Origin of the sequence: Paenibacillus sp. FSL M8-0142, assembly GCF_038597315.1 — a bacterium.
In the GTDB taxonomy this organism is placed as follows: domain Bacteria; phylum Bacillota; class Bacilli; order Paenibacillales; family Paenibacillaceae; genus Paenibacillus_AQ; species Paenibacillus_AQ lactis.
Window position 1 is genome coordinate 5,275,875 of the sequence record NZ_CP152008.1, and the last position, 21,784, is coordinate 5,297,658.

General features: G+C 53.9%; 19 protein-coding genes. 5 read left to right on the forward strand and 14 right to left on the reverse strand.

Going from position 1 to position 21,784, the window contains the following annotated elements; genetic code table 11:
* Positions 1-6: 6 nt before the first annotated feature.
* The 6 genes from NSQ46_RS24160 to NSQ46_RS24185 form a co-directional block, all read right to left on the reverse strand.
* A complete protein-coding gene (locus tag NSQ46_RS24160; protein WP_342575004.1) occupies positions 7-2,958 on the reverse strand; it encodes an extracellular solute-binding protein in 2,952 nt (983 codons plus the stop codon).
* 66 nt (positions 2,959-3,024) lie between these two features.
* Complete coding sequence (locus tag NSQ46_RS24165; protein WP_342575005.1) at positions 3,025-4,398, reverse strand: extracellular solute-binding protein; 1,374 nt, start codon at positions 4,396-4,398, stop codon at positions 3,025-3,027.
* Positions 4,399-4,825: 427 nt separating this feature from the next.
* A complete protein-coding gene (locus tag NSQ46_RS24170; protein WP_341341599.1) occupies positions 4,826-5,866 on the reverse strand; it encodes a LacI family DNA-binding transcriptional regulator in 1,041 nt (346 codons plus the stop codon).
* A 369-nt stretch (positions 5,867-6,235) separates the two neighbouring features.
* Positions 6,236-7,144 (reverse strand): hypothetical protein, encoded by a 909-nt coding sequence (locus tag NSQ46_RS24175; RefSeq protein WP_341341598.1) that lies wholly within the window; start codon positions 7,142-7,144, stop codon positions 6,236-6,238.
* Positions 7,145-7,588: 444 nt separating this feature from the next.
* Positions 7,589-8,008 (reverse strand): VOC family protein, encoded by a 420-nt coding sequence (locus NSQ46_RS24180; RefSeq protein WP_007131547.1) that lies wholly within the window; start codon positions 8,006-8,008, stop codon positions 7,589-7,591.
* A 112-nt stretch (positions 8,009-8,120) separates the two neighbouring features.
* Entirely contained in the window at positions 8,121-9,044 is a 924-nt protein-coding gene (locus NSQ46_RS24185; RefSeq protein WP_341034234.1) for a putative RNA methyltransferase, read from the reverse strand.
* A 423-nt stretch (positions 9,045-9,467) separates the two neighbouring features.
* On the opposite strand from NSQ46_RS24185, the gene NSQ46_RS24190 reads away from it, so the two are divergent.
* From NSQ46_RS24190 to NSQ46_RS24200, 3 genes are all read left to right on the forward strand, one after another.
* A complete protein-coding gene (locus NSQ46_RS24190) occupies positions 9,468-9,977 on the forward strand; it encodes a DUF6773 family protein (protein ID WP_007131545.1) in 510 nt (169 codons plus the stop codon).
* A gap of 23 nt (positions 9,978-10,000) precedes the next feature.
* The gene (locus NSQ46_RS24195) at positions 10,001-10,195 is read left to right on the forward strand and encodes a helix-turn-helix transcriptional regulator (protein ID WP_007131544.1); all 195 of its coding nucleotides are present in this window, start codon (positions 10,001-10,003) and stop codon (positions 10,193-10,195) included.
* 161 nt (positions 10,196-10,356) lie between these two features.
* Entirely contained in the window at positions 10,357-11,805 is a 1,449-nt protein-coding gene (locus tag NSQ46_RS24200) for an erythromycin esterase family protein (protein WP_341034236.1), read from the forward strand.
* Positions 11,806-11,987: 182 nt separating this feature from the next.
* Here NSQ46_RS24200 and NSQ46_RS24205 read toward each other — a convergent pair whose 3' ends face one another.
* Positions 11,988-12,476: a DinB family protein gene (locus NSQ46_RS24205; protein ID WP_341034237.1), complete on the reverse strand. Its 489-nt coding sequence runs from the start codon at positions 12,474-12,476 to the stop codon at positions 11,988-11,990.
* A 241-nt stretch (positions 12,477-12,717) separates the two neighbouring features.
* On the opposite strand from NSQ46_RS24205, the gene NSQ46_RS24210 reads away from it, so the two are divergent.
* Both NSQ46_RS24210 and NSQ46_RS24215 read left to right on the forward strand, forming a co-directional pair.
* Positions 12,718-13,674: a YafY family protein gene (locus tag NSQ46_RS24210; protein WP_341034239.1), complete on the forward strand. Its 957-nt coding sequence runs from the start codon at positions 12,718-12,720 to the stop codon at positions 13,672-13,674.
* A 133-nt stretch (positions 13,675-13,807) separates the two neighbouring features.
* A complete protein-coding gene (locus NSQ46_RS24215; protein WP_341034240.1) occupies positions 13,808-14,497 on the forward strand; it encodes a hypothetical protein in 690 nt (229 codons plus the stop codon).
* Positions 14,498-14,589: 92 nt separating this feature from the next.
* Here the strand turns inward: NSQ46_RS24215 and NSQ46_RS24220 are convergent, their stop codons facing one another.
* From NSQ46_RS24220 to NSQ46_RS24250, 7 genes are all read right to left on the reverse strand, one after another.
* Positions 14,590-15,882 carry an amidohydrolase family protein gene (locus NSQ46_RS24220; protein WP_341034241.1) on the reverse strand — a complete coding sequence of 431 codons (1,293 nt, stop codon included), beginning with the start codon at positions 15,880-15,882 and terminating at the stop codon, positions 14,590-14,592.
* On the reverse strand, positions 15,875-16,663 hold the full coding sequence (locus NSQ46_RS24225; protein WP_251536695.1) for a glucosamine-6-phosphate deaminase: 789 nt from the start codon (positions 16,661-16,663) through the stop codon (positions 15,875-15,877). The genes NSQ46_RS24220 and NSQ46_RS24225 overlap by 8 nt, the downstream gene beginning before the upstream one ends.
* A 150-nt stretch (positions 16,664-16,813) precedes the next feature.
* On the reverse strand, positions 16,814-17,836 hold the full coding sequence (locus tag NSQ46_RS24230) for a Gfo/Idh/MocA family oxidoreductase (RefSeq protein ID WP_251536693.1): 1,023 nt from the start codon (positions 17,834-17,836) through the stop codon (positions 16,814-16,816).
* Positions 17,837-17,852: 16 nt separating this feature from the next.
* A complete protein-coding gene (locus tag NSQ46_RS24235) occupies positions 17,853-18,890 on the reverse strand; it encodes a Gfo/Idh/MocA family oxidoreductase (protein WP_341034242.1) in 1,038 nt (345 codons plus the stop codon).
* Positions 18,891-18,893: 3 nt separating this feature from the next.
* Positions 18,894-19,751: a sugar phosphate isomerase/epimerase family protein gene (locus NSQ46_RS24240; RefSeq protein ID WP_251536689.1), complete on the reverse strand. Its 858-nt coding sequence runs from the start codon at positions 19,749-19,751 to the stop codon at positions 18,894-18,896.
* A gap of 56 nt (positions 19,752-19,807) precedes the next feature.
* A complete protein-coding gene (locus NSQ46_RS24245; RefSeq protein WP_007131534.1) occupies positions 19,808-20,632 on the reverse strand; it encodes a carbohydrate ABC transporter permease in 825 nt (274 codons plus the stop codon).
* A gap of 178 nt (positions 20,633-20,810) precedes the next feature.
* Positions 20,811-21,776, reverse strand: coding sequence for a sugar ABC transporter permease (locus tag NSQ46_RS24250; protein ID WP_007131533.1), 966 nt, complete (start codon positions 21,774-21,776; stop codon positions 20,811-20,813).
* Between the last annotated feature and the right edge of the window lie 8 nt (positions 21,777-21,784).

Below are 21,784 nucleotides of genomic sequence, written 5' to 3' on the forward strand. Positions count from 1 at the left end.
TCCCCCCTATCCCTCCGGCACGCCGAATTCTTCTTGCTTGGTTCGAATTTCATCATGAATATACTGAACAGAATCCATCAGAGCCTCCCGCGGCTCGACACCGCTGATCACCGCACGGTAGAACGCGTTGAACAGATGTCTTCCCGTGGAGTAGCCTCCCGGCACCTCCGGAATTCCCCGAACCCATTCAAACTGGGCTTTTAAATTTTCATAATCGGCCACGGGCCAAGGCAGGCTGTCCAGCGCCTTGATATTTGCTGTCGGATAACGCGCGGCGGCCCCCATCAATCCTTCCATCTCCCGCCCGAAGTTCGTCTGCGTCATGTCGCTGGTCCACCATTTGAGGAATTCCCAGGCGGCCTCCTTATCCTTCGCATCTTCGAGCATCAGGACTGCGCTGCCTCCGCTCGGTACGGTCCGGTCAATCGTTCCATCCTCTCGTACGGTTCCGGGAATCGGGGCAAATCCCCATACGCCGCGAATCTCCGGTGCAAAGACGGACAGCTGATTATACGTCGTGTAATCGGAAATGCCGATCGGCATCTGACCGGTACGGAAGCGGTTCGCAAAATCATACTCCCGCTCAAGCTTGTAGTCGGTGTAGTACTCGGTCCATCGCTTAAAGGCTTCGAGCGCGGGTTTCGAATCCAGATCCGACTCCCGGTCATGGTTGCGGTAGAACTGTCCCCCCGATTGCATGAGCAGGGCCGCAAACATGGAGTTTGGCGGCAGCGTGGTCCACTGGTCGGGCGCCTGCGCAACGACGGGAAGCCCGAACTGCATATGGTTCTTGTTCAGCACGGCCAGCATGCTTGCCACTTCGTCCCACGTTTCCGGCACCTCCAGCCCAAGCTCCTCGAGCACATCCTTCCGGTAGAACATCATGTTGAACGTCTGCGTCTCCGGCAGGGCGTATACGCCCCCGCGGTATTGATACGGTACCAGCGCGCTGTCCCGGAACCGGCCCGCAACGGCATCGAAATCTGCAAACTGCGTCAGATCCGCCGCCGAATTGCGCATCGCGAAGTTCACCGGCAGGTCGTTGCCGATTTGCATGGCAACATCCGGTCCTTGACCGGACAGCGTTGCGGGCAGGAGCGTACCCATGTTGACCAGCTTCAGATTGACGCTGATCCCTGTCTCGGGCGTAAAGGTCTCGTCAATCATGGCCTTTACCGTATTCGCCTGATCCCGGCCGCTGCCGATCCATACGGTAATCGAATGCTGATTCTTCCCATCCGTCACATTGCCGATGTTGTTGTAATCGATGAAGAAGGAGCTGGCAAAGGTATTCAGCTCGTGCTTTACTTTATCTCCTGCCCCCATTCCGCTCTTCGGCAGCTTGACGTCAGGAGAAGCGACATATAAGGCATCGAGCTCAAGCGGCTGCTCCCTGGCCTGCTGCAGCCATGTACCGAGGCCTCCGGTGTTGGTCTTGTATGCCTCCAGCCGGCGCGGAATCGTGTCGGGCTTGGCAATCATCTCATCGAGCTGCAACGCCATGGTCTTCAGCAGCGCCTCCTGATCGCCGGACTGTCCCGACAGCTCTACCAAACGGGCAGCGATCGCTTTCAATCTGTCGCTTTCAAACTGCAAAGTCTCAATCAGCTCAGGAATGCGCTGCTCCACCCGATAATCCCGGAACTCATCCGGATTGGTGCCGGTGATCATTAAAATTTTGCGGTACATCGCATTCAGATTCAGCAAGCTGTCCTCCACTTCGTGAATCAGCGGAGCGAATTCGCCGAGGCTCGCTTCAAGGCGCAGCACATGCTTCCCGCGCGTCAAGTGGAACAGGTACGGCTCCTCGCCGCCAAGCACATCCATTCGGTACCCGTTCTTGAAGCGGAACGGAATACGATTCATCTCGTCAAATGGCACTTTCCCGTCAATCGTCAGCTTCCGCGTGGAATATATTCCTCTTACGAAATTTTGCTGGGATTTGAAGGCGATTTTGTACAGCCCCGTTTCCGGCACGTCCAGCTCCCACTCGATCCACTGACCCGGCAGTCGCCAGTTAAAGCCGCCGATCGTATTGATCCGTACCTCGGATGCGCTGTACGGGCGCACGCTCGGACTTGCACGCTCGCTCAGCGGATACAGCGTCGGGGAGGATTTGGCCGTTGCCGCTTCCGCTTGGATCTCAAGCAGGATTCCCTCGGTTTGCGGTGTTCCATCGGCTTCGTATTTGGCTCTCGCTTCGGAGTAAGGAAGCGGTTCCGGCTGCTGAAGCAGCCTCAGCTCCCGGATCACCATCGGCTCCCTGGCGGCGGTAAGCGAGATCGTATGCTCGCCCTCCGTGAAGTAGAATAGAAACGGCTCGGTTTCATAGCCGTCCGCATCTTTCAATACCGCCTCGATCCACGCGGGGTGCTCTATTTGCCTTGGCCTAAGGTCATTGCCCTGATTGTCCCGGTCCACACTGTCTTTCGCATTGCCCCAAATCCGGTCGAACTGTAAATAAGCGGCTTCCTGAAAAGGAATGCTGCCATCGATCCGAAGCGAGCGCTCGATCGAGGAGCTTTTTCCCTCTACTGGGTAGTACAGCACGGACAGATTGTATAGTCCCTCTTCCTGCACTCGGAGCTTCCACTCCACCTCGCCCTTCTCGCCGGTGTAGAGCGATGTGCCGGGCCTGCCTTCATAATGGTCGAGCTTCCGGAATTCTCCGCCTTCTGCACGGCTGTACTCGGAAGCGGGGATGATGATTTCTTGTCCCGGTCGACCGCTACCTTCATATTTCGACAAATACTGAACGTAGGGCATCGCTTTGCCGGCCTGAGCGCCGGTCTGTATCAAAGAGGCCGGACGTTCAAGCTTCCATTCCGCCGGAGCACCGATCAGCATTTCGCCGGGATCATCCTTGCCCCGGTTGAAGAACAGCATCAGGGCCGCGACGATCAACAAAAGGATCAGGAGTCTGCCCATCCATTTTTTCAGCTGAAATTGGCGTGTCAATGTTCATCCCCCTTATCAGGAGAAGGGAGGCTTAGGCTGCCGCTCTTCGCCCCCCGTCCATCCGTCTTATTTGCCCATTTTGTCGACGGCAGCCTGCGCCTGCTGCTTGTATTTTTCAGCCGTCGCCGTCACGGATTGGTTGTTTACGATAATGTCCTCGATGAATGCACCCGTCGGATAATCCGTATACGCTTCGTCAACCGTAATTACGCCGGTTCCCGCAATATGCTCGCGGATCATGTCGATATCTTCCTGATTGGTGTAAATGCCCTCCAGGTAGTCCTGCCCCGGATATTCCTCCGTCGATTGGATGTCGAACGTTTCTTCATAGATTTGATAGACGATGGCCGGATCTTCGACGCCCTTCGCAATGAACTTCGCGGAAGCGGCCGTATTCGCGTAGGTCGCCTCCGGCGAGCCTTGCGGTCCGTTCGGAATCGGTACGATGCCGACTTCGAAGGTCACGTCGCCCAGCATCCATTCCGCAGCCGGGAACATGGCGACGTCTCCGTCCTTGAACGTGTTCGTTTCTTCCCAGTTCGTCTTGTTGCCGCTCTTCACCTTGACCACCTTCTCGACGTTGTAGAGACGGTTAACGAATTCGGCGGCCTCCAGCGTTTTCGGGTCGGACAAGCCTTCTTTGCCGTTCGCATCGTCGACGATTTTCCCGCCGTTGGCTGCGGTGAAATGCTTCACGGCGTCGATTGCCCAGCCCGAGAAGCCCCACACGTCCGTCTTGCCGTCATTGTTCGTATCCTTCGTTGCCTGTTTGGCAATCTCCATGAACTTATCCCAGTTCCATTCGCCCTTGGCATGCAGCTCCTGAAGATCCGGAAGACCGTGCTTCTTGAACAGCTCGCGGTTATAATGCAGCCCAAGCCCGAGGGAGATCGGGTTGTCGAACCCGTATTCGCCGCCGCCGATGGCAGGGTATTTCATCTGCAGATTCGCCTCATTGTTTATGTTGTTCTGATCGGTCGTAAATTCGCTGATCGGCAGGAGCTGACCTTTCATGATCGCAGGCAAAGCCGACTTGTACTCCAGCTGCACGATATCGGCAAACGGCTCGCCGGCCAGCACGCTCGTCGTAAACTTGTTCATATATTCCTCGAAGGGCACGTTAACGAACTCGATTTTGACATTGTACTTCTTCTCGACCTCGGCGATCTTCTCTAGGCGCGCCTTCTCGTCGGCCGTATTGCCCGCCGGCGTCAGGTCCCACCAGGCGGCAACCTTGATCACTCGGCCGCCCAGGTCAACCGGCTCGGCCGCCGGCTGTGCCGGCTCTTCTTCCTTCGGCGTTTCGCTTCCCGCCTGTTCCGCAGCCGGTGCGGGCTCGGTCTTGGGAGCTTCCGTCTGGGCGCCGCCTCCGCCGCTGCAGGCAGTGATGACAAACATCAAGCAGATAAGTAATAAAGAAAGCCCTTCCATTTTTCTCACTTTAAAAACCTCCCTTATTTGTAAAAGCACGATTTAACTTGATGTCGTTCCCGGATGCGATGGTTTTGGATAAACGGAACATCTTGAACCTCGGTATGCCCCCTCCATTCCGTTATCTATGTTTGCCAAAAAATATAACATCAGTTTTTCTAGTCGTCAATATTTATTATTTTATAAATAACAACAAACCTAATATTTTTCGATGATAATCTATTCTAGTTATTAATAATCAACTCATTTTGTATGTTGAAAAATGTCGTCATCGCCTTAAAACCCCTTTAAACACAAGGAATCGACATCTTTTCCGCCTACTTGATTTCCCACCATCCATTCCCCTAAAATGTTATTTGTTTGTTATGAATATAAAAAGGCCCCGATGCTTCAATCCGCATCGGAGCCATGCGTATACACCCCATGGAGCTATAATCTAATCGGTCTCTCCCCGGGAAGGCTGCTGAAGATCCCTGACGATGACGTCAGCCTGGATCAGGATCCTCTCGTAACCGGAATCCGGGTTCGTAATCCGCCACAACAATTGATCTACAGCCCTCATTCCGAGCAATTCCTTGTCGATATTGACCGTAGCCAGAATGGGCAGCTGATCATAAGTATTGTCGAATCCGGTGAATTGTACATCCCCCGGAACCTCGATTCCTCGCTGCTTCAAAATATCCATCGCAAACATTGCCGTGATGTCGTTATTGCATACGAACACCTCCGGCAGCTCTTGACCTGCTAAAGCCTTGCTCAACGTTGCTGCCAGATCCTGGTCAATCTCGTGACTGATCAGCTCGGGGATTTGACGATGCTCGATTTTGTAATCGGCCAGCACGGATGTGAACCCAAGATACCGCTCGTAAAAACTCGGCGCATCGCTTATGTTGCCAATGAACTGGTACTTCTTGTACCCCCGGCTCACCAGCTTGGTCATCATTTGCCGCATGCCGTACAAATTGTCGGTGAACACCGTATCCGACTGAAATGCCGGGTCCATATGATCCACCATGACGACGGGAATGTTCAATTTTTTGATATCCATCAAATTTTGCGTCGACACGGAGCCTACGGTGACAATCCCGAGCAGGCCCTGCGGGTTCAACAGCGAGAACATATGGTCATTAGACGGCTCGGTCAGTGTCAGAATGTCAAGGCCCCGTTGATTTAAACGGGTAGAGATCCCGTCGAAGACAGGCCCCCAGTACAGAGACTCCCGATTTTGGTACCGCACGTTAGGGAAGAGGACGAGAACAGCCCCTGCCCATTTACGGTTTTCCGGATCCTGAAGCTCGGAACGACCGGCCGTATGTCCGGGCTGATCCTTGAAATACCCCAGCTGCCCGGCAGCCTTCAGTATCATTTCCCTTGTCTGCGGGCTGACGCCCGACTTGCCGGATAGCGCACGGGACACCGCAAATTTGGACACGCCCGTAAAATCCGCAATTTCTTGAATGGTTACTTTTGATTTCATCGTATCAACCTACTTAAGCATATTTGTAGAACCGTACCAACCCATGTGTGTTATGCGTGTTATTTGTGTTAGTTTTTGTTAGGTTACATTCATAATACTATTCGAGAAATGCTTGCAAGTCAAAGTATATCCTGCATTTTCTTGTTTTCATTTTCATAAAAAATATGACTGGGGACGTATGAGGGGGGAGGACTAAAGGCCATCACCAGCATTCATCCGGCCCCATGAATGAACGTGTGGTTTCGCCTATAAGCGGCCCTTTTGATAAATCGATAAAAAATAAAATAAAGCCGCTCCGGAAGGACTGTCTAACAGTCTCGCCGGAAGCGGCTATACGTTTACTATAGGATGATCATGTTTCGACGCTTGTTATTCTTTAATCAGCAGCGGCTCCCAAGTAAAGCCCTCACCCGTAATTTCGGCACGGAGCTTCGAAATTCGGCTCAGCGTCTCTTCCCGCTGAGCTTCCAAGGATTTCACCGAATCCGCATACAGCTCGCCGAGCTTCTTCTCCGTGCCGCTTGCCATAGCCGTAATCTGCTGCTTCAGAGCTGCGTTGCTCTTGGACAGGGCAGCAGTCTGTGTCTTAAACAGCTTGCTGTACTGGCTCTTTGCGGCTGACTTGCTGATCTGTCCTTTTTTATACTTCCATATCGGGCTATTCAGATAATGCGCGTTGGAGCCGTTTTTCAGCTTCCACATCGGACTATTCAAATAATTTTCATTGACATTTTTCGACATTTTCCATGCCGCGCTGTTCAAATAGGTCGGAGTAATCGTTTTTTTGTAGGTCCACATCATGCTGTTCAGATAAGTATCGCTCATTTCCTTATCCAGCTTCCACAATGTGCTGCTCATATAATGTCGTTTCGCCTCCGAGACATACTTCCACATCGAACTTCTCATCGAGGTGGGATTGATCTCCCGGGCATACTCACGAAGCTTATCCTGGATATCCCGATTTCCCTCATACTTCGCCTTCAACTGCTCGAGATCCGCCTCCAGCTTCTCGTTCCATAGCTTCTGATCGTCCAGCAGCGTCTTCTCCAATTGGTCCAAGGACGCATGGGAAGCATCATAGAACTGCTTATATTGCTTATCAATTTGCTTCTGGAAATTGTTATAAGCATTTACGGTTTTCTTATTGTACGCTTTGTAATCATTCCATACCTGATTAATCCATTTCTGGTCCGCCGCATGCGCCGTCAGCGGCATCATGCTGGAGACTGCAAGCAAAAGGCCGCAGACCATGAGCAGCCATTTCCGCATGAATCTCATCACAATCGCCTCTTTTCCTAATATATACCAAAGGCTATTGTACCTTAATCGAAAGTTGCCTTCCAATAGGCATGACGACCCACTGACTTTCAGACTAGGATGCATGGAAACCGCTTTCTCGGACAAGGACATATCGAGCTGTCTATTTTCCTCATCAGGACACAGCTTCTCCCTTTCGTTCGGCACGGTCTTCCCTTCATTTAAGATCCCATCATCCCGATCCTTCGTCCTATGGTCCTTTAGTAATGAATCGGAAGCAAGCTAGTTACAACTAACCATCTTTGATTAGCAGCAGCCTGAATCGCTTGACCGGTCGAAAAATAGGTGGGACGGGTCGCGTGCGTAAAGCACCTTCCTTCTAACTTGATTCCCAATTGATATGAAAAACGAACGAAGACCCCTTGGCTTACCGCCAAGGGGTCTTCGTCATGCTTGTTGCGGAAATCAGGATTCCGTGGAAATATTCCATGTCACCCCGTACTTGTCCGTCAATATGCCATATGCCGGGCTCCAGAACGTTTCCTGCAGCGGCATGCCAACCTTCCCGCCTTCCTGCAAAGCTTCAAAAATTCGCTTCGAATGATCTGCCGATTGCGAGATGATGCAAATCTGAACCTGATTGCTCGATTGTACGGGCTGGCCCGGGAACGTGTCCGAGAACATGAGCTCGCTGCCGCCCACCTTCAGCAGTGCATGGGATATGCGGTCCTTGGCGCTTTCAGGCAGCGGAAAATCAGGGTTTGCCGGCATTTCGCCAAATGTCTGAATCATCACGGTCTCGGCTCCCAGTACCTGCTCATAAAAACGGATCGCTTCCTTCGCATTTCCATCCAGGATAATGTATGGATTCAAACGCAGTGTCATGGTGGACCCACCTACCTTTTTTCAATGTACGTATCGACTTTCATTATCGCCAAATCCTTGCCGTTTTAGCAACGGGGGCAAAACTGGTTTATATTCCCTACAATGTGCTTGTTCACACGCTCTCTTCAGCAGCGGGAACAGGCTTTGGTTTGCCGTAGAGCACGGTGAAATCCACCGTGACTTCCAGTTCCCTCGGAAGGTTATCCGACATTTTCAACTCCGGGGAAGCACCCCATGCCAATGGCGTCATCTGTACCAGAAGAGAGCTCTCCTCGGGGCTCAGTCTCTTGCGGTACCGAATTTCTTTGGTTTCGATGAGCTCAAAGTAACGGCTGAACAGCTCGATCGTATGGCCGCTCGAATCGCGCTCCCTGCTCTTCCTGCCATATAACAGCTCACGAAGCTCCTGCAAATACGACTTCCCTGGAATGACCTTAATCAGCACGCCATCTTCCTTCAGCAATCTTCCGAACTCAGCATAGTTGGAAGGCGACAATATATTCACGATAGCATCAAACTGACGGTCAGCAAACGGGCTGTGCGCCAGATCGGCTACGCACCATACCAGGTCCGGCGAAGCCTTGGAAGCCAGCAGGATCCCTTCTTTGGCAATATCGATACCGGTTCCTAAATAGCGCTTGCGGCCAGGCCTTTCCTCCAAATTGCTAATAATTGACCGAAGGTGGGAGCCTTCGCCGCACCCGGCATCCAGTAAAGTCTGAATCTCGGAATGCGATTCCCGCCTGCGGATCAATAGATCACATACATATTCGATCAGCGGATCGAAGAAACCGCTGTTACTGATCATGCTGCGCGAAACAAACAATGATTTATCATACTTGCTCTTCGAAGGACGCGGCAGCAAATTGACATATCCATGCTTCGAAATATCGAAGCAATGGCCGTTGCTGCAGTCCAGGCTGGACAGCCGGTTGACGCGCATCGAACTTTTGCAGATCGGACAGCGAAACAGCTGCTCTTGGGAAGCAACCAAACTTGCTTTGGTTAATACCTCCTCTGAATTATAACGGGACATTTCGTTTCCACCCTTTCCATTCGATTAGTCGATGAATAAAGGTGCAGCAAAATAAACCCTTGTCCCATAATTTTCAAAAAATTGGACCGGGCCTATCTCTAAATCTGCACCTCTGATTATCGCAACCGAATGTAATAGATCATAACGAAGCCTCCCTTAATTTAAATAGGACAAAATTGCCCTATTGCCAATTCTATCACAATTGGAGAGCGGATAGAATCTAAACAACAAATTAGCAAAACGGATCAAAAAATGAGGGCTCCGCTTCTGCTATCATGATGAAATCGTTATACAAGCTCATGCATGATTATTATTTTTAACAAAATGACATATATATATTGCATAATGATATCCATAGCTGTAGAATACGGATAAGTAATAAACGCACGAACTTGTCTTTTACTAGAAAGGAGCCGTACACAAATGAATTGGTTTAAAAAGAAAGCAGTCGATGACGAACGTATCGTCAACCTGAAAAACAGCATTTATAAAGAGGCCTATATTCTGATCATGCTGATCTGCAGCGTTTCGGCCGTAATCAAAACCTGGTTTTTACCGGACCGCGGATCCGTTCTGACCGAAATGCTGGTCATCCTGGGAGGCAGCTTGTACTTTAGCATCCGAAGCGTGGCGATGGGGATATACTCCGATGAGGTGGAGGTACATGACCAGCGCAACAAAATGTCGTTTAGCCGGCGCACGGCGATTTCCGGACTGGCCATCGGCTTGATCCTTGCCCTCATCTTAGGGATACGAAGCGCCGTCGTATATGGGGATGGCAGCAGTCAGACCGCTTGGAAGTATTTCCTTTCCGTATTCCTGTTTTCGCTAATCTTCTACATCCCGCTGTTTGCCGGAACGATGACGGCCATTCACCATTTCGCGAATCGAGTGAGCCGAAAAATATCGCAAAATGACCAACTGGACTCATAAGAAGGGAGACAAGGTGATTTTGCATGAAAAATATCAAGCTGAAAATGGCCCGGGTGGAAAAGGATCTCTCGCAGGAAGAATTGGCCCGGATCGTCGGGGTATCGAGACAAACGATCGGATTGATCGAGCTCGGCAAATACAACCCTTCACTCAGCCTCTGCATTGCCATATGCAAGGCGCTGTCCCGTACGCTGGACGACCTGTTCTGGGATGAATGAGTTATGGGGAAACCCGTACATTCGTCAAGACATTCATGACTTTTGAAAGGAGGGGATGCCGCGTCTATTAAAGCCGTAAACTGCCGTGCTTCTGCCCTTTGAACCGTCGACCGAATGAACGACTTGAATAAACCAAAGACCAAGGAGTGAACTCTTTCGAAATGACACTACATAAGACAAGAAAAGCTTTTACCGCGCTAATGCTGGCGACTGTCCTGCTTGGAGGCACAGCGTCTTATGCGGGGAGCGCTCAAGCAGCCGCCCCTGACACCATTCAGGGGAAGGTGACGGAAATCCGGCCAGCCCGAACCCATGAAGAGAAAATTGCCGAATGGGAGGCCTGGGCTGCGGATCATGCTTATAAGCTTGATACGATTCAGCCGGTTGGCTCGGACGGCAAGCCGGACTCGTTTCAAGATCTGGAAATGCTGAAGCCGCTCCTGCATGACAAACGTTTCGTGTTCCTTGGTGAGAGCTCCCACGGCGTAGCCGAATTCAATCTCGCCAAGACGCGCTTGATCCAATTCCTCCATCAGGAGATGGGATACAACGTATTGGCATTCGAGAGCGGGCTGGCTCCTGCCTCCATCGCATACGGAAAAGTCAGCGGCCGCAGCGCCGAGCAGACGATGAAAGATTCGATTTTCGGCGTCTGGTGGTCCAAAGAAACGCTGCCGTTGTTCGATTACATCAAAGCGTCGCATAACAGCGAACAACCGCTTGTTCTGACCGGGTTCGACATGCAGCTCCATTTCCCCCTCCTTGACGGAGGATGGCTGAAGGATAAAGCTCTCGCGAAGCGGCTTGCGGAAGCCGACAAAAAGCTGTCCGACTATTCGGTAGCTTCGGACGCAGCCGCATACCGCAAAGAGAAAAAACATCTGATCAGCGTGTACAAGGAAGCTCAGGAAGCATTGAAAACCGAGGCGAATCAGGCCCATATCAAGCAGCTCTACCCGGACAATCCGAAGCTTTCCCTCCTTCTGGAGAGAGCTTTAGGCGACCGAATCCGGGTAGCGGAGGAATATGTGGAGCTGTCCATTGAATCCACCGCCGCCTTGGAAAAAGGGGACTATATGCCTTTCCTGAAAACGATGGAATGGCGGGATCAGGCAATGCACGATAATCTCATGTGGCTTGCCACCGAGGCATATCCTACGGAAAAATTCATCGTCTGGGGACATAACGATCACATCCGCAAGGCCCAGACCGAAGTGATGGGCTCCCCGTACCCGGTTAAACTGATGGGCGAGATGCTGTCGGACGAGGTGAAAAAATACAGCTATGTAATCGGTCTTTATCCGGCCAGCGGCAAAACCGCCGACAATACGGGTGCCGTCCATGGCGTGCTGCCGCCGGAGCCTGGATCGGTCGAATCGATTCTAGCGGCATCGGGAGCTCCATATACCTTCATGGATCTTCGCTATCGCAGCCATGAATCCGGAAACTCCTGGATGTTTGAACCCCGCTTCGCGTACAGCTGGGGCATGATTCCCGAGAGCCTGATCGCCCGGGATCAATACGACGGCATATTGTTGATCGATGACGTGAATCCGCCCCAATATCTGAGATCGAGCGCTTCATCCAAAGCTTCGTCGCAGGACGAGTAAAAGAAATCGGCATTTTTGTATATCCTTATTCCAACACGAAATCCCTTAGAGTCCGGTTAAGAGCGTGACGCATGCCGGATTCTGAGGGATTTTTGTTACCTCCCCGGTCTGAACCAATGCAAAAGAACACCGCCCGAACCTATGGACGGTGTCCCAAGATCATCTTCACAGCTGCTGTGTAATTAATACAAATCAAACATGCTCACTTCATAGCCTTGGGCTTTGAGGTAATTGAACATTTGAGCCCGGTGATGCTGGACATGCGTCACGACCTCGATCAGCCATTTGGCTTGTGCCGAGCCGTGCTCCAAGTAGAATGGCGTCGTCTTTTTATGCAAAAAGTCATCATCCGACAGGCCGTCCATATACGATTTCAAGTCGGCCAGCCCCTTGTTCATCCATGCGATCAGCTTGTCCTTGTCGCCGCCGTCTGCAGCGATGGCCCCTTCAAGCTGGCGCACCTCTTCTTCAGGCTTCTCCCGCATGATCAACAGATCGGCTCCGGGAACCGACACCAGATGATGGACGAGCTCCAGGAGCGATCGCATATTGGAGGCAGGACGGTAATCCCAATCCTTGTCCGAAATTTTCATGATGAGATTGGAGGAGGTTTTCACGATATGCTCCAGCTCCTCAAACAGCAATTGCTTCATTTCAACCAGTTGACTCATGGGCGTTCACTCCTGCTTTTTAGTTTGAATGATAATGGAAAGAGATTCAGCGACAGGAAGGCGCAACCGTGGCATCGCTTTTCCGGAAACCGCTGGTCGTTATGGTTATCATTACTCAGTAGCGTCCTGCGCGCTATGTTGTATCATTTTCCATTCTGCTCTCTCTAGGGTTATGATACAAGTATAGGCTATAATAGTGACAACTATTGTCATAGTCATTCAAAAAAACGGAGCTGATCCCATGTCGAAATCCAAGCGGCTGATCGAACTGATGATGACCGTCAATCGGATGCGAAAGTTTACGGTGAAGGAGCTTGCCGACCAATTCGGTGTTTCGGCCCGTACGATCCTGCGGGACCTGCAAGAGCTTAGCGAGCTTGGCGTCCCGCTATACTCGGAGGTAGGTCCGCATGGCGGCTACCAAGTGCTAAGAGAACGCATCCTTCCGCCGATCGCGTTTAGCGAGGAAGAAGCGGTCGCGATGTTTTTTGCCAGCCACGCCCTTCGCCATTATTTGTTCCTTCCCTTCGAAGCCGAGTCGTCCGCAGCGCTCCAGAAATTTTATTATTACATGCCGGGCGATGTGCGTGACCGGATTGACGAGATGAAGAACCGGGTCGATTTTCTAACCCATACCCGGAAGCAGAAGGCGGCATTCCTGGGGGTATTGCTGGATGCAGCCGTGGAGCAGCGGGTCGTCAGCATCCAATATGAGACCAAGCACGGCCTGTCGGCACGAAGCATCCAGCCTGTCGGCATTTATGCCAGCAACGGCTTCTGGTACTGTCCCGCTTACTGCTTTATGCGCAGGGACTTTCGCTTGTTCCGCTGCGACCGCATGCATTCCGCCGCCTTTGACGAGAGCGGGGTAGAACCGCTGGATCACCGCCATATTCATCTGGGAAACTGGAGAGAATTCGCGGCGGAAAAAGCCGTCTATGTCCGAATGATTGCCGAACTGACGAGAGAGGGCGTTCAGCGCTGTGAGGCCGAATTATGCCCCGTTCCCCGGATCGACGTGAATCCCGATGGAAGCGGCCGGCTCGAGCAGGAAGTGCCTATAAGCGAAATGCGCTATTTCGCAAAGTTTTTCCTCGGGCTGGGTAACGAGGCTGTCGTGCTGGAGCCCAAGGAGCTCGTGGACAGCATAAGAGATATTCTGAGAGAGCTTACGGAGAAGTATGGGCAGGGTGTATAAGTGTAAAAGTTCGTTTATTTATGATATTTTCCGTTGATTGCTGTAATTGTTTTTCATTAAGGATGCTTATATATTTAAGCTTAGCAAAGGAAATATCCAGTAACCGCGCTGAACCCTAAGGAGCGAATTGCCTTTGAGCAGATCCAGTCGAAGGAAGACGATGTTTGCACTTCTTATCGCTGCCATTTCCGTTTCTCTGCTAGTAACCTTGGTTTTTGTCAGCCAGCCCGCCTATGAACCGCAAACCTTTGAGGTTAATGTAGAAAGTGACTATGCGGTCAATGGGAATATTCCCGGCATCGTTGAGCGTTCCGAGTACATTGTACGGGGGCGATATATAAAGCCGGTCGAGACCTGGGAAATGGCACCCGGTTACGTTAGCGAGATTTATACTTTTGACGTAGAGCAGCAGCTGCTAGGCGATTTGGACGGACAGATTCAAATTGCGATTCCAAAGTATGAGGTGGTTCAATATCCGCTGGAGGAGCAGGTAATTGAAGCTAAAATTCAGCTGCCTTATTTCGATGAAATCCGATTAGAGGAAGATTATGTGCTGTTCCTGACAAAGTCGCAGCTTAGGGACGTGCTGTTCCCTGCAAGCGTTCCGTTCCAAGTACGCCTGGATACCGAGGGGGAAAGCCATCTCGACTATAATGCCCTAGCCGTGGAGGAAACGATGAGCGCCAAGGGGGACCGGATTACATTCCGGCGTGATTTCACAGATATACAAACCATTGATGAAATCTCGGGACTGCACGTCGAAGATTTATATGAACAAATCAACACGGCAGTTGAGCAGGCTGCAAGTCAATCCCAGCGTTAATCACGGCAAGGAGCCCTTCCATCCCGGAAGGGCTCCCTGTATTAGAATATCGGCCATTCATGCTTGGAACGGCGGCTTTCGCCAGCGGGCTTTCAGGAGCTCGCCTGATATACCGGCACGCCCCCAAGTACGGTCTCGACAATACGGATCTTTCCTTCATGCCGCTCCAACATGACAAAATCCGCCCGCGCTCCTTCATTAAGCCCGTGCAGGTTCTTCCGTCCGACGGCTTGGGCCGGCGCGTTGGAAGCCATGTCCCAGGCTTCAGCAAAAGAGCATAGCCCCGATGCAGCAAGCCGCTCGACGGCATCGGCCAGCATCATCGCCGAGCCTGCGAGCAGCTCGGGCTTTCGTGCCAGATGGAGCCTTCCTTCGGGGGTCAGCACCACCTCGCCGCCGATATGCGTTCGGTAGCTTCCGGGTGCCATGCCGCTTAAATAGACGGCATCGCTGACCAGCAGCGCTTTGCCCGCTTTGGCCCGGAGAAGCACCTTAATGACCGAATCCGGCACATGATAACCGTCGGCTATGAAGCCGCACCACAGCTCATCCAATGCCAGCTGCTCCCACAGATAATTCGGGTGCCGCGGCAGCGTCAGATGCGCGCCGTTGCCAAAGTGGGTGGACATGCTTGCTCCGGCCAGTGCCGCCTGGCGAATCTGCTCCGGCGTAGCCGCCGTATGCCCGATGGAAACGATGATGCCGCTCTGCACGCAGCGGCGGATCATCTCCGGTGCTTCCGGCCACTCCGGCGACAGGGTCAGGATGCGAATCCGGGAGCCGGAGGCATCCTGCCACCGCTGCAGCAGTTCCCAATCGGGCGGCCTGATATACCGTTCATCATGGGCTCCGCGCGGCCCTTCCTCCGGCGAAAGGAAAGGGCCCTCCAGATGAATTCCGCCGATGCTCTTCCCTGTCAGCGCATCCTCCCGGCAGGCTTGATCGATGGCGCTTACAAGCTCTTCGATCTCCCGGTCGCCGTTCGTAATGACGGTCGGGTAATACGTCGTTACCCCCGTCTCCCACAAACGGCACGTCAGCCGAATGACGGATTCGCTTGTCAGCGGGAGCGAGTTAAGGTCAATCCCGTACCCGCCGTTCAACTGAAGGTCGATCAGTCCCGGCGCGATCCAAACCTCTCCGTCGCCGCCGCGAACCGAATGCTCGCCGTAGGTGGCCAAAGCCTCGCCGCCATCGCTGCCAGCTTCAGCTGACGCCGCCCCTGAAATTTTGCTGTCTATGCCGTCTGCAGACATCTCTTCTATTCGGCCAACGCCATCTTCTGTAAATATCTCTGTAATGCGACCTTCGCTACTTATGGTAATTCGAATCCGTTCGCCGGTTGCGTAATGAAGGCCTTCGCGGACAAGCGCCTTACTAGTCATGGAGACCTTCCCCATAGGCGTCCCGGTCAAGATACAGCGTGCAGTCCGGATGACGCCTTAGAATACTGGCCGGGCAAGCCTCGCTAATATCACCGGTTAACGTTCTCCCCACGGCGTGCCGCTTTCTTGCTCCAGGAACGATGCAAAACAGCTGCGTCCCCGACATAAGCGCCGGTATCGTCAGCGTAAGCGCCCGCTTGGGGACATCATCCAGGCTGGCAAAGCAGCCGTCATTCACCTGCTGCAGGCGGCATGCTTCGTCCAGCTCGACAGGCTTCACGAGCGCCGGATCGTCAAAATCGGCAACCGGCGGATCATTAAAGGCAATATGCCCATTCTCGCCGATGCCGAGAACCACGATATCGATCGGCGCTTCAGCCAGGAGGCGGCCATACCGCTGACACTCCGTATCCGGATCATTCAAGCCGTCGAGCAGATGCACGGCTCCGGGGGAAACCCGGTCAAACAGCTTCTCGGACAAAAAGGTGCCGAACCGCTGCGGTGCAGCTTGCGGAAGCCCGATATATTCATCCATATGAAAGGCCGTCACCCGGCTCCAGTCCAGCCCCTCGGAACGGACCAGCTCCTCCAGGCATTCATTCTGGGAAGGAGCCGCGGCGAACACCATCCGGATACGTTCCTTTGCGGCCAGCAATTCCTGCATCGCAGCGCGGATATCGGCCGCCGCCGCCATTCCCATCGCTTCGCGGCTGTCATAGATGCGGACCTTGAGCCGGTCCTTCACCTGCGTATTCACGAGCCCGAAAGATTGATCGTGCATATCCCCACCTCCTTCATCTGTGCACTTCCCTAGCTTGGAAGACTTCTCCCATTATGGCTAATTCCCCTGCATGCAAGAACCTGCTCAGAACATGCATTTCCCGGCATGCTGAGTCTTCCCCTATACTCCAGCTGATCCGGTTCGTTCCTTCTATATTGCAGGTGCCTTCTCTCCGATGCTGATGTCTTTACGCTGTCGCGATGCCTCATAGGTGCCAAGGATGATCTCCAGCGAATGGATGCCCTCCGTTCCCGGCACGATCGGCTGCCGCCCTTCGCGGATCGCTCTCGCCAGATCTTCGATCTGCATGCGGTGCCCGTCCGGGATGATGCGGAAAGCCTCAAATTCAGGCAGCGTCACGTCCTCGCCATCGATTTGCAGAGACACGATATCGTCTTCTTCAATCACCAGTTCACCCCGCTCGCCGCGAATCGCCAGCCGCTGTCCCTTGGCGTTCCTGGCCGTCGTCGTAATCTCAAGAATGCCCAGGGCTCCGCTGGCAAATTCCAGCGCCGCCGTCACCGTATCCTCCACCTCGATGCTGCGCAGCACCGCCTTGGCTTTGGCCGATAGGGAAGTCACCGGGCCGGCAAGCCACTGCAGCAGATCCACCGTGTGAATGCCCTGATTCATCATCGCACCGCCGCCGTCCATCGCCCAGGTTCCGCGCCAACCAGCGCTGTCATAATAAGCCTGGTCCCGATACAGCATCACATAGGCCGAGCACAGGCTGAGCTTGCCAAGACGTCCCTCCTGGATCAGCTGCCGGGCGTAATTCGCCTGCGGGGACATCCTTCTTGGAAAAACCGTCGCAAGCCGCACCCCGGCCTCATTGCAAGCCTCAATCATACGCTCGGCATCCTCCAGCCGGATTGCCATCGGCTTCTCCACCAGCACGTGCTTGCCCGCCTTCGCGGCGAGCACCGTCTGGTCCGCATGCAGTCCGCTCGGCGTGCAGATACATACCGCTTCCACGTCGGGGCGGGCCAGCAGCTCCTCTAAGCTCCCACAGACGTCCCCTCCGTATTTCTCCACGAATGCTGCAGCCGACTCAGGCTTCGTATCGAACACGGCTGCCAGCTCCGCTTCATCCGTGCTTTCGATGCACTGTGCATGAATATCCGCAATAATTCCACAGCCAATGATGCCGAATCGTATCGGTCTTTGTTCCATTCGAATACACCCCGCTCTATCGATATTGGTTGTGCCCGGTTTCCAGCGTGCTTCGGACGATGACACGGGCGGCTTCGTCTGCTTCAATCGTGCCCTCCGACGCTTTGTAAATATCACGGTGGGAGATCTGTCCCGATCCTCCCCGTATGCGGTCTAGGAAATCCTGTGCCAGCAGCTTCGGCGGAGCCTCCAGCTCGAGTGGCCGAAGCTGTTCCGCATCCGTTAGGAGCACCGTTTCCCGGCTCTGCAGCAGCGGATCGCCCTCCAGCCGGATCTCTGCCGTGCCGATCGTGCCGGTGATGAAGATCCGGCCGTCCCCCCAGGTCCAGCTGCCCGCCGGCGTGTGCCAATCGGCATACAGCTCTGCGGTGACCCCGCCCTCCATGACCGCATGCACGGCTGCTGTGTCGTAAAAGCTCGGATGCTCCGGCAGGATGTTTTTGGCCATATGACCGGATACCGCCTCCACTTCCCTGCCGGTCAGCCAGCGCAGCAGATCAAAATCGTGAACGAGGAGGTCGTTGATGATGCCGCCCGATTTCTCCTTGTCAAAATGCCATGCCGGACGGTTAGCGGGGTTCAGCCGGTGCGGCTTCCGCATCGCGATGTGGACAATCTCCCCCAGCTCCCCGGCCATAACCAGCCTGCGTGCCGTATACAGCGAAGCGCGAAAGCGTTCGGTGAGCATCATGCCGATCTCAATCCTTCCCCGCTCCATCACCCCCTGCAGACGGCGGAGACCCTCGCGACTCGTTACCGCCGGCTTGTCGATCATCACATGCTTCCCGTAGCTCTCGCACAGCTCGATCACATCGATCTTCTCGTTATTGACCGCCGCACAGCCGATGATGCCGACATCGTCATCCTCCAGCAAAGACTCGCGATCCGACGTGATCGCAAGGCCGAACCTTTCTGCCACCTCGCGGGCCAGTTTCGTGTTATCCGGTTCGTAAACACCGGCACATGGATACCCGAGCCGCTGCATCTCTTCGATAAACATGCCGATGTGGGCGTGCTGACATCCGATAATGCCATATTTGATTCGATCCGTCATTCCTTACACCTCCACAGCCCGAAGCCATGTTCGCAGCATCTTCATATCCCAGGCCAGCCGCTCGATCGGCGGGTACGGAGCCGCGCATTCCAGCGTAAGCCAGCCATCATAGCCGCTTTCCTTAAGCCCGCGGAGCAAACCGCCGTGGTCGACCTCGCCTTCGCCGAGACGGCACTGCAGAAAGCTTTCCTCTCCGTGCCGGGTCAAATTTTTAAACGTTCCCGGAGCCCCGGCGCTCGCGATCCGCTTCTCATCCTTGATATGGACGTGGAACAGCCGGCTTCCGAGCCGCCTGACCGATTCCTCGCCGTACCCGGTATCCGTAATGTACATATTGCCTGCATCGTGAATGAATCCGACATTGTCCCGGCCGACCAGATCCGACAGGTGAAGCGCACCGTCTACTGTCTCCACCAGCGAGAGATTGTGGATTTCCAGCGCGATCCGCTTCCCCGCCTTCCTCGCTTCGTCCGCGCAGCGCCGGATCCAATAGGCCGCCTTCTCATAGTGCTCCGGCTCGGCCAGAAAAGCGTTCGGCCCCCCGGGGAACACCCGGATCATATCCGACTCCAGCAGCACGGAGCGCTCCAGCAGCTCCATGAAGCGGTCGTATTCCGCTGCGCAAGCCTCAGCTTGAGCTGTTGAGAAATGACCCATGTAGCCTGCCAAGGCGGGGATCGCAAGGCCGTGATCCTCGGCGGCGCTCTTGATTTCCCGGACCTGCATAAGCGGCATGTCCGGATGCAGATGCGGCTCCCGGCAGGCAATTTCGATGCCGTCAAAACCAAGCGAAGCACTGACCGCCATCGCTTCCTTCAAATCGTAATCGATCAGCGAACCGCTGAACGCGGCTATCCTCATTGTAGATCCTTCCCTTCCGGCGGCCGCCGCCAAAGGCAATGCCTCTGGCGGGACCGTTATTTGATTCCGGCCATATTGTGATTCTGCACGAAATATTTTTCCGCGAACAGGAACACCAGCAGAATCGGCACCAGACTGACCAGCGCCGCGGCAATCATCAGCTGCTCATTTCCCGTCCATTGTCCGGACAGCGACAGAATCCCGATCGGCAGCGTGTATTTCTCATTGGATGTCAAGTAAATGACCGGCGTCAAAATTTCATTCCACTTGCCCATGAAGGTGAAGATCGCCAGCGTCGCCAGCGTAGGCCTGGCCATCGGGATAAAGATCCGCCAGTAAATCTGAAACGGATTGCAGCCCTCCATCTTCGCCGCTTCCTCGTACTCTTTAGGTATATTCATGAAAGCCTGCCGCATGAGAAATATTCCGAACGGCTGGGCCAGCCACTCAATCACCCACAAGGGAGTCAGCGTATCCAGCATGTTCAGCTCATTAAAAATCATAAAGTGCGGAATGATGATCACGACCGCGGGAATCATCATCGTGCCGAGCACCATGACGAACAGCGCGCTTTTCAGCGGAAAACGGAGACGGGCGAACGCATACCCAACCATCGAGCACGACAGCAGCGCCCCCGCAACCGACAAGCCCGCCACGATCACGCTGTTCATCGTATAGCCGCCGATATTTCCGAGCTTAAATACAGCCGCATAGTTCGACCATTGGAATACTTCGGGGATCCATCGGGGCGGAACGGTCGTGTATTCCCGATAGGTCTTGAGCGAGTTCATCAATGCCGTCGCGAACGGCACCAGCATCACAAGCGAGCTTATCCCGATCAACAGGTAAGCAATGCTTCGTCCTAGCAGCTTATACTTCATGCGAGTCCCTCCTTCCTGCACCAGCTGACTGCCTGACGATCCTCGCCGAGGAGGCCGAACCAAGGAACTCCACGGCTCGAAGCCCCATAACCCTTTTCTTTCCCTCCGTAAAATATACCCTTCCACCGCAAACCAATCGCCGAAGCATCTTCCGTATTGACACACAAGATTTCCTTTGTCATTCGTAATGCACCCACTTCTTCTGGCCCCGCAGCTGGATCAGCGTCAGCAGGAACAGGATCATGAACAGCACCCACGCAATCGCGGAAGCATAGCCCATCCGCATAAACGTGAAGCCTTCGCGGTACAGATACAGCATGAGCACCAGACTGGAATGGTTCGGTCCTCCGGCCGCGCTGATATCCCCTCTTCCCGTCAGGACGTAGATCTGCTCAAATGCCTGGAAGGTAGAGATCGTGCTCATGATCAAGACAAGGAAGGTGGTTGGCGAGATCAAAGGAATCGTAATGTACCGGAATTTGCGGAGCGCCCCCGCCCCGTCGATCTCGGACGCCTCATACAAGTCGCCTGGAACGCTCTGTAAGCCGGCCAAATAAATGACCATGATGTAGCCGATCCCCTTCCACACCGCGATCATCACGAGGAGCGGGATTGTCAGCTTCGGGTCCTGCAGCCAGCCTTGACCGGCGAGGCCCAGCTTCTGCAGCAGCATGTTCGCCAGACCGAAGCGCGGATTGAAAACCGCGTCCGCGACATACAGAATGACGGTCCAGGAAGAGATGACCGGTATAAAATGCGCCATGCGGAACCACTTCAGCCCCTTCAAGCGCTGATTCAGAGCAACCGCCAGCACCAGGGCCAGGAAGGTCTGGAGCGGCACGAACAGCACGGTGAAATAGAGCGTGTTCCACAGCGAACGCCAGAACATCGGATCGTCCGCCATCCGGCGGAAATTATCGAGCCCCGTCCACTCAGGCGGGTTCAGCATGTCGTAATCGGAGAAGCTGAAGTACAGCGATGCCGCGAGCGGCCCCGCCACAAACACGATGAAGTGGAGAATATAGGGGGATGCCATCAGCAGCCCCCATCGTCCTTCATGATCCCAGGTCCGTTTTCGGGCGGGTTTGCCGTGCGGTAGAAGCTCGGCTTTTGGCTTTGTCTTATCGATCAGCGTGTTGTCCATAATCGCTC

Bases quoted from the DNA above. Each gene is read 5' to 3' on its own strand.
- NSQ46_RS24210 (WP_341034239.1), top strand. From the start codon at position 12,718: ATGTCGAAATCCAAGCGGCTGATCGAACTGATGATGACCGTCAATCGG.
- NSQ46_RS24195 (WP_007131544.1), top strand. From the start codon at position 10,001: ATGAAAAATATCAAGCTGAAAATGGCCCGGGTGGAAAAGGATCTCTCG.
- NSQ46_RS24170 (WP_341341599.1), bottom strand. From the start codon at position 5,866: ATGAAATCAAAAGTAACCATTCAAGAAATTGCGGATTTTACGGGCGTG.
- NSQ46_RS24205 (WP_341034237.1), bottom strand. From the start codon at position 12,476: ATGAGTCAACTGGTTGAAATGAAGCAATTGCTGTTTGAGGAGCTGGAG.
- NSQ46_RS24220 (WP_341034241.1), bottom strand. From the start codon at position 15,882: ATGACTAGTAAGGCGCTTGTCCGCGAAGGCCTTCATTACGCAACCGGC.
- NSQ46_RS24185 (WP_341034234.1), bottom strand. From the start codon at position 9,044: ATGTCCCGTTATAATTCAGAGGAGGTATTAACCAAAGCAAGTTTGGTT.
- NSQ46_RS24235 (WP_341034242.1), bottom strand. From the start codon at position 18,890: ATGACGGATCGAATCAAATATGGCATTATCGGATGTCAGCACGCCCAC.
- NSQ46_RS24175 (WP_341341598.1), bottom strand. From the start codon at position 7,144: ATGAGATTCATGCGGAAATGGCTGCTCATGGTCTGCGGCCTTTTGCTT.
- NSQ46_RS24225 (WP_251536695.1), bottom strand. From the start codon at position 16,663: ATGCACGATCAATCTTTCGGGCTCGTGAATACGCAGGTGAAGGACCGG.
- NSQ46_RS24180 (WP_007131547.1), bottom strand. From the start codon at position 8,008: ATGACACTGCGTTTGAATCCATACATTATCCTGGATGGAAATGCGAAG.
- NSQ46_RS24230 (WP_251536693.1), bottom strand. From the start codon at position 17,836: ATGGAACAAAGACCGATACGATTCGGCATCATTGGCTGTGGAATTATT.
- NSQ46_RS24200 (WP_341034236.1), top strand. From the start codon at position 10,357: ATGACACTACATAAGACAAGAAAAGCTTTTACCGCGCTAATGCTGGCG.
- NSQ46_RS24245 (WP_007131534.1), bottom strand. From the start codon at position 20,632: ATGAAGTATAAGCTGCTAGGACGAAGCATTGCTTACCTGTTGATCGGG.
- NSQ46_RS24250 (WP_007131533.1), bottom strand. From the start codon at position 21,776: ATGGACAACACGCTGATCGATAAGACAAAGCCAAAAGCCGAGCTTCTA.
- NSQ46_RS24240 (WP_251536689.1), bottom strand. From the start codon at position 19,751: ATGAGGATAGCCGCGTTCAGCGGTTCGCTGATCGATTACGATTTGAAG.
- NSQ46_RS24190 (WP_007131545.1), top strand. From the start codon at position 9,468: ATGAATTGGTTTAAAAAGAAAGCAGTCGATGACGAACGTATCGTCAAC.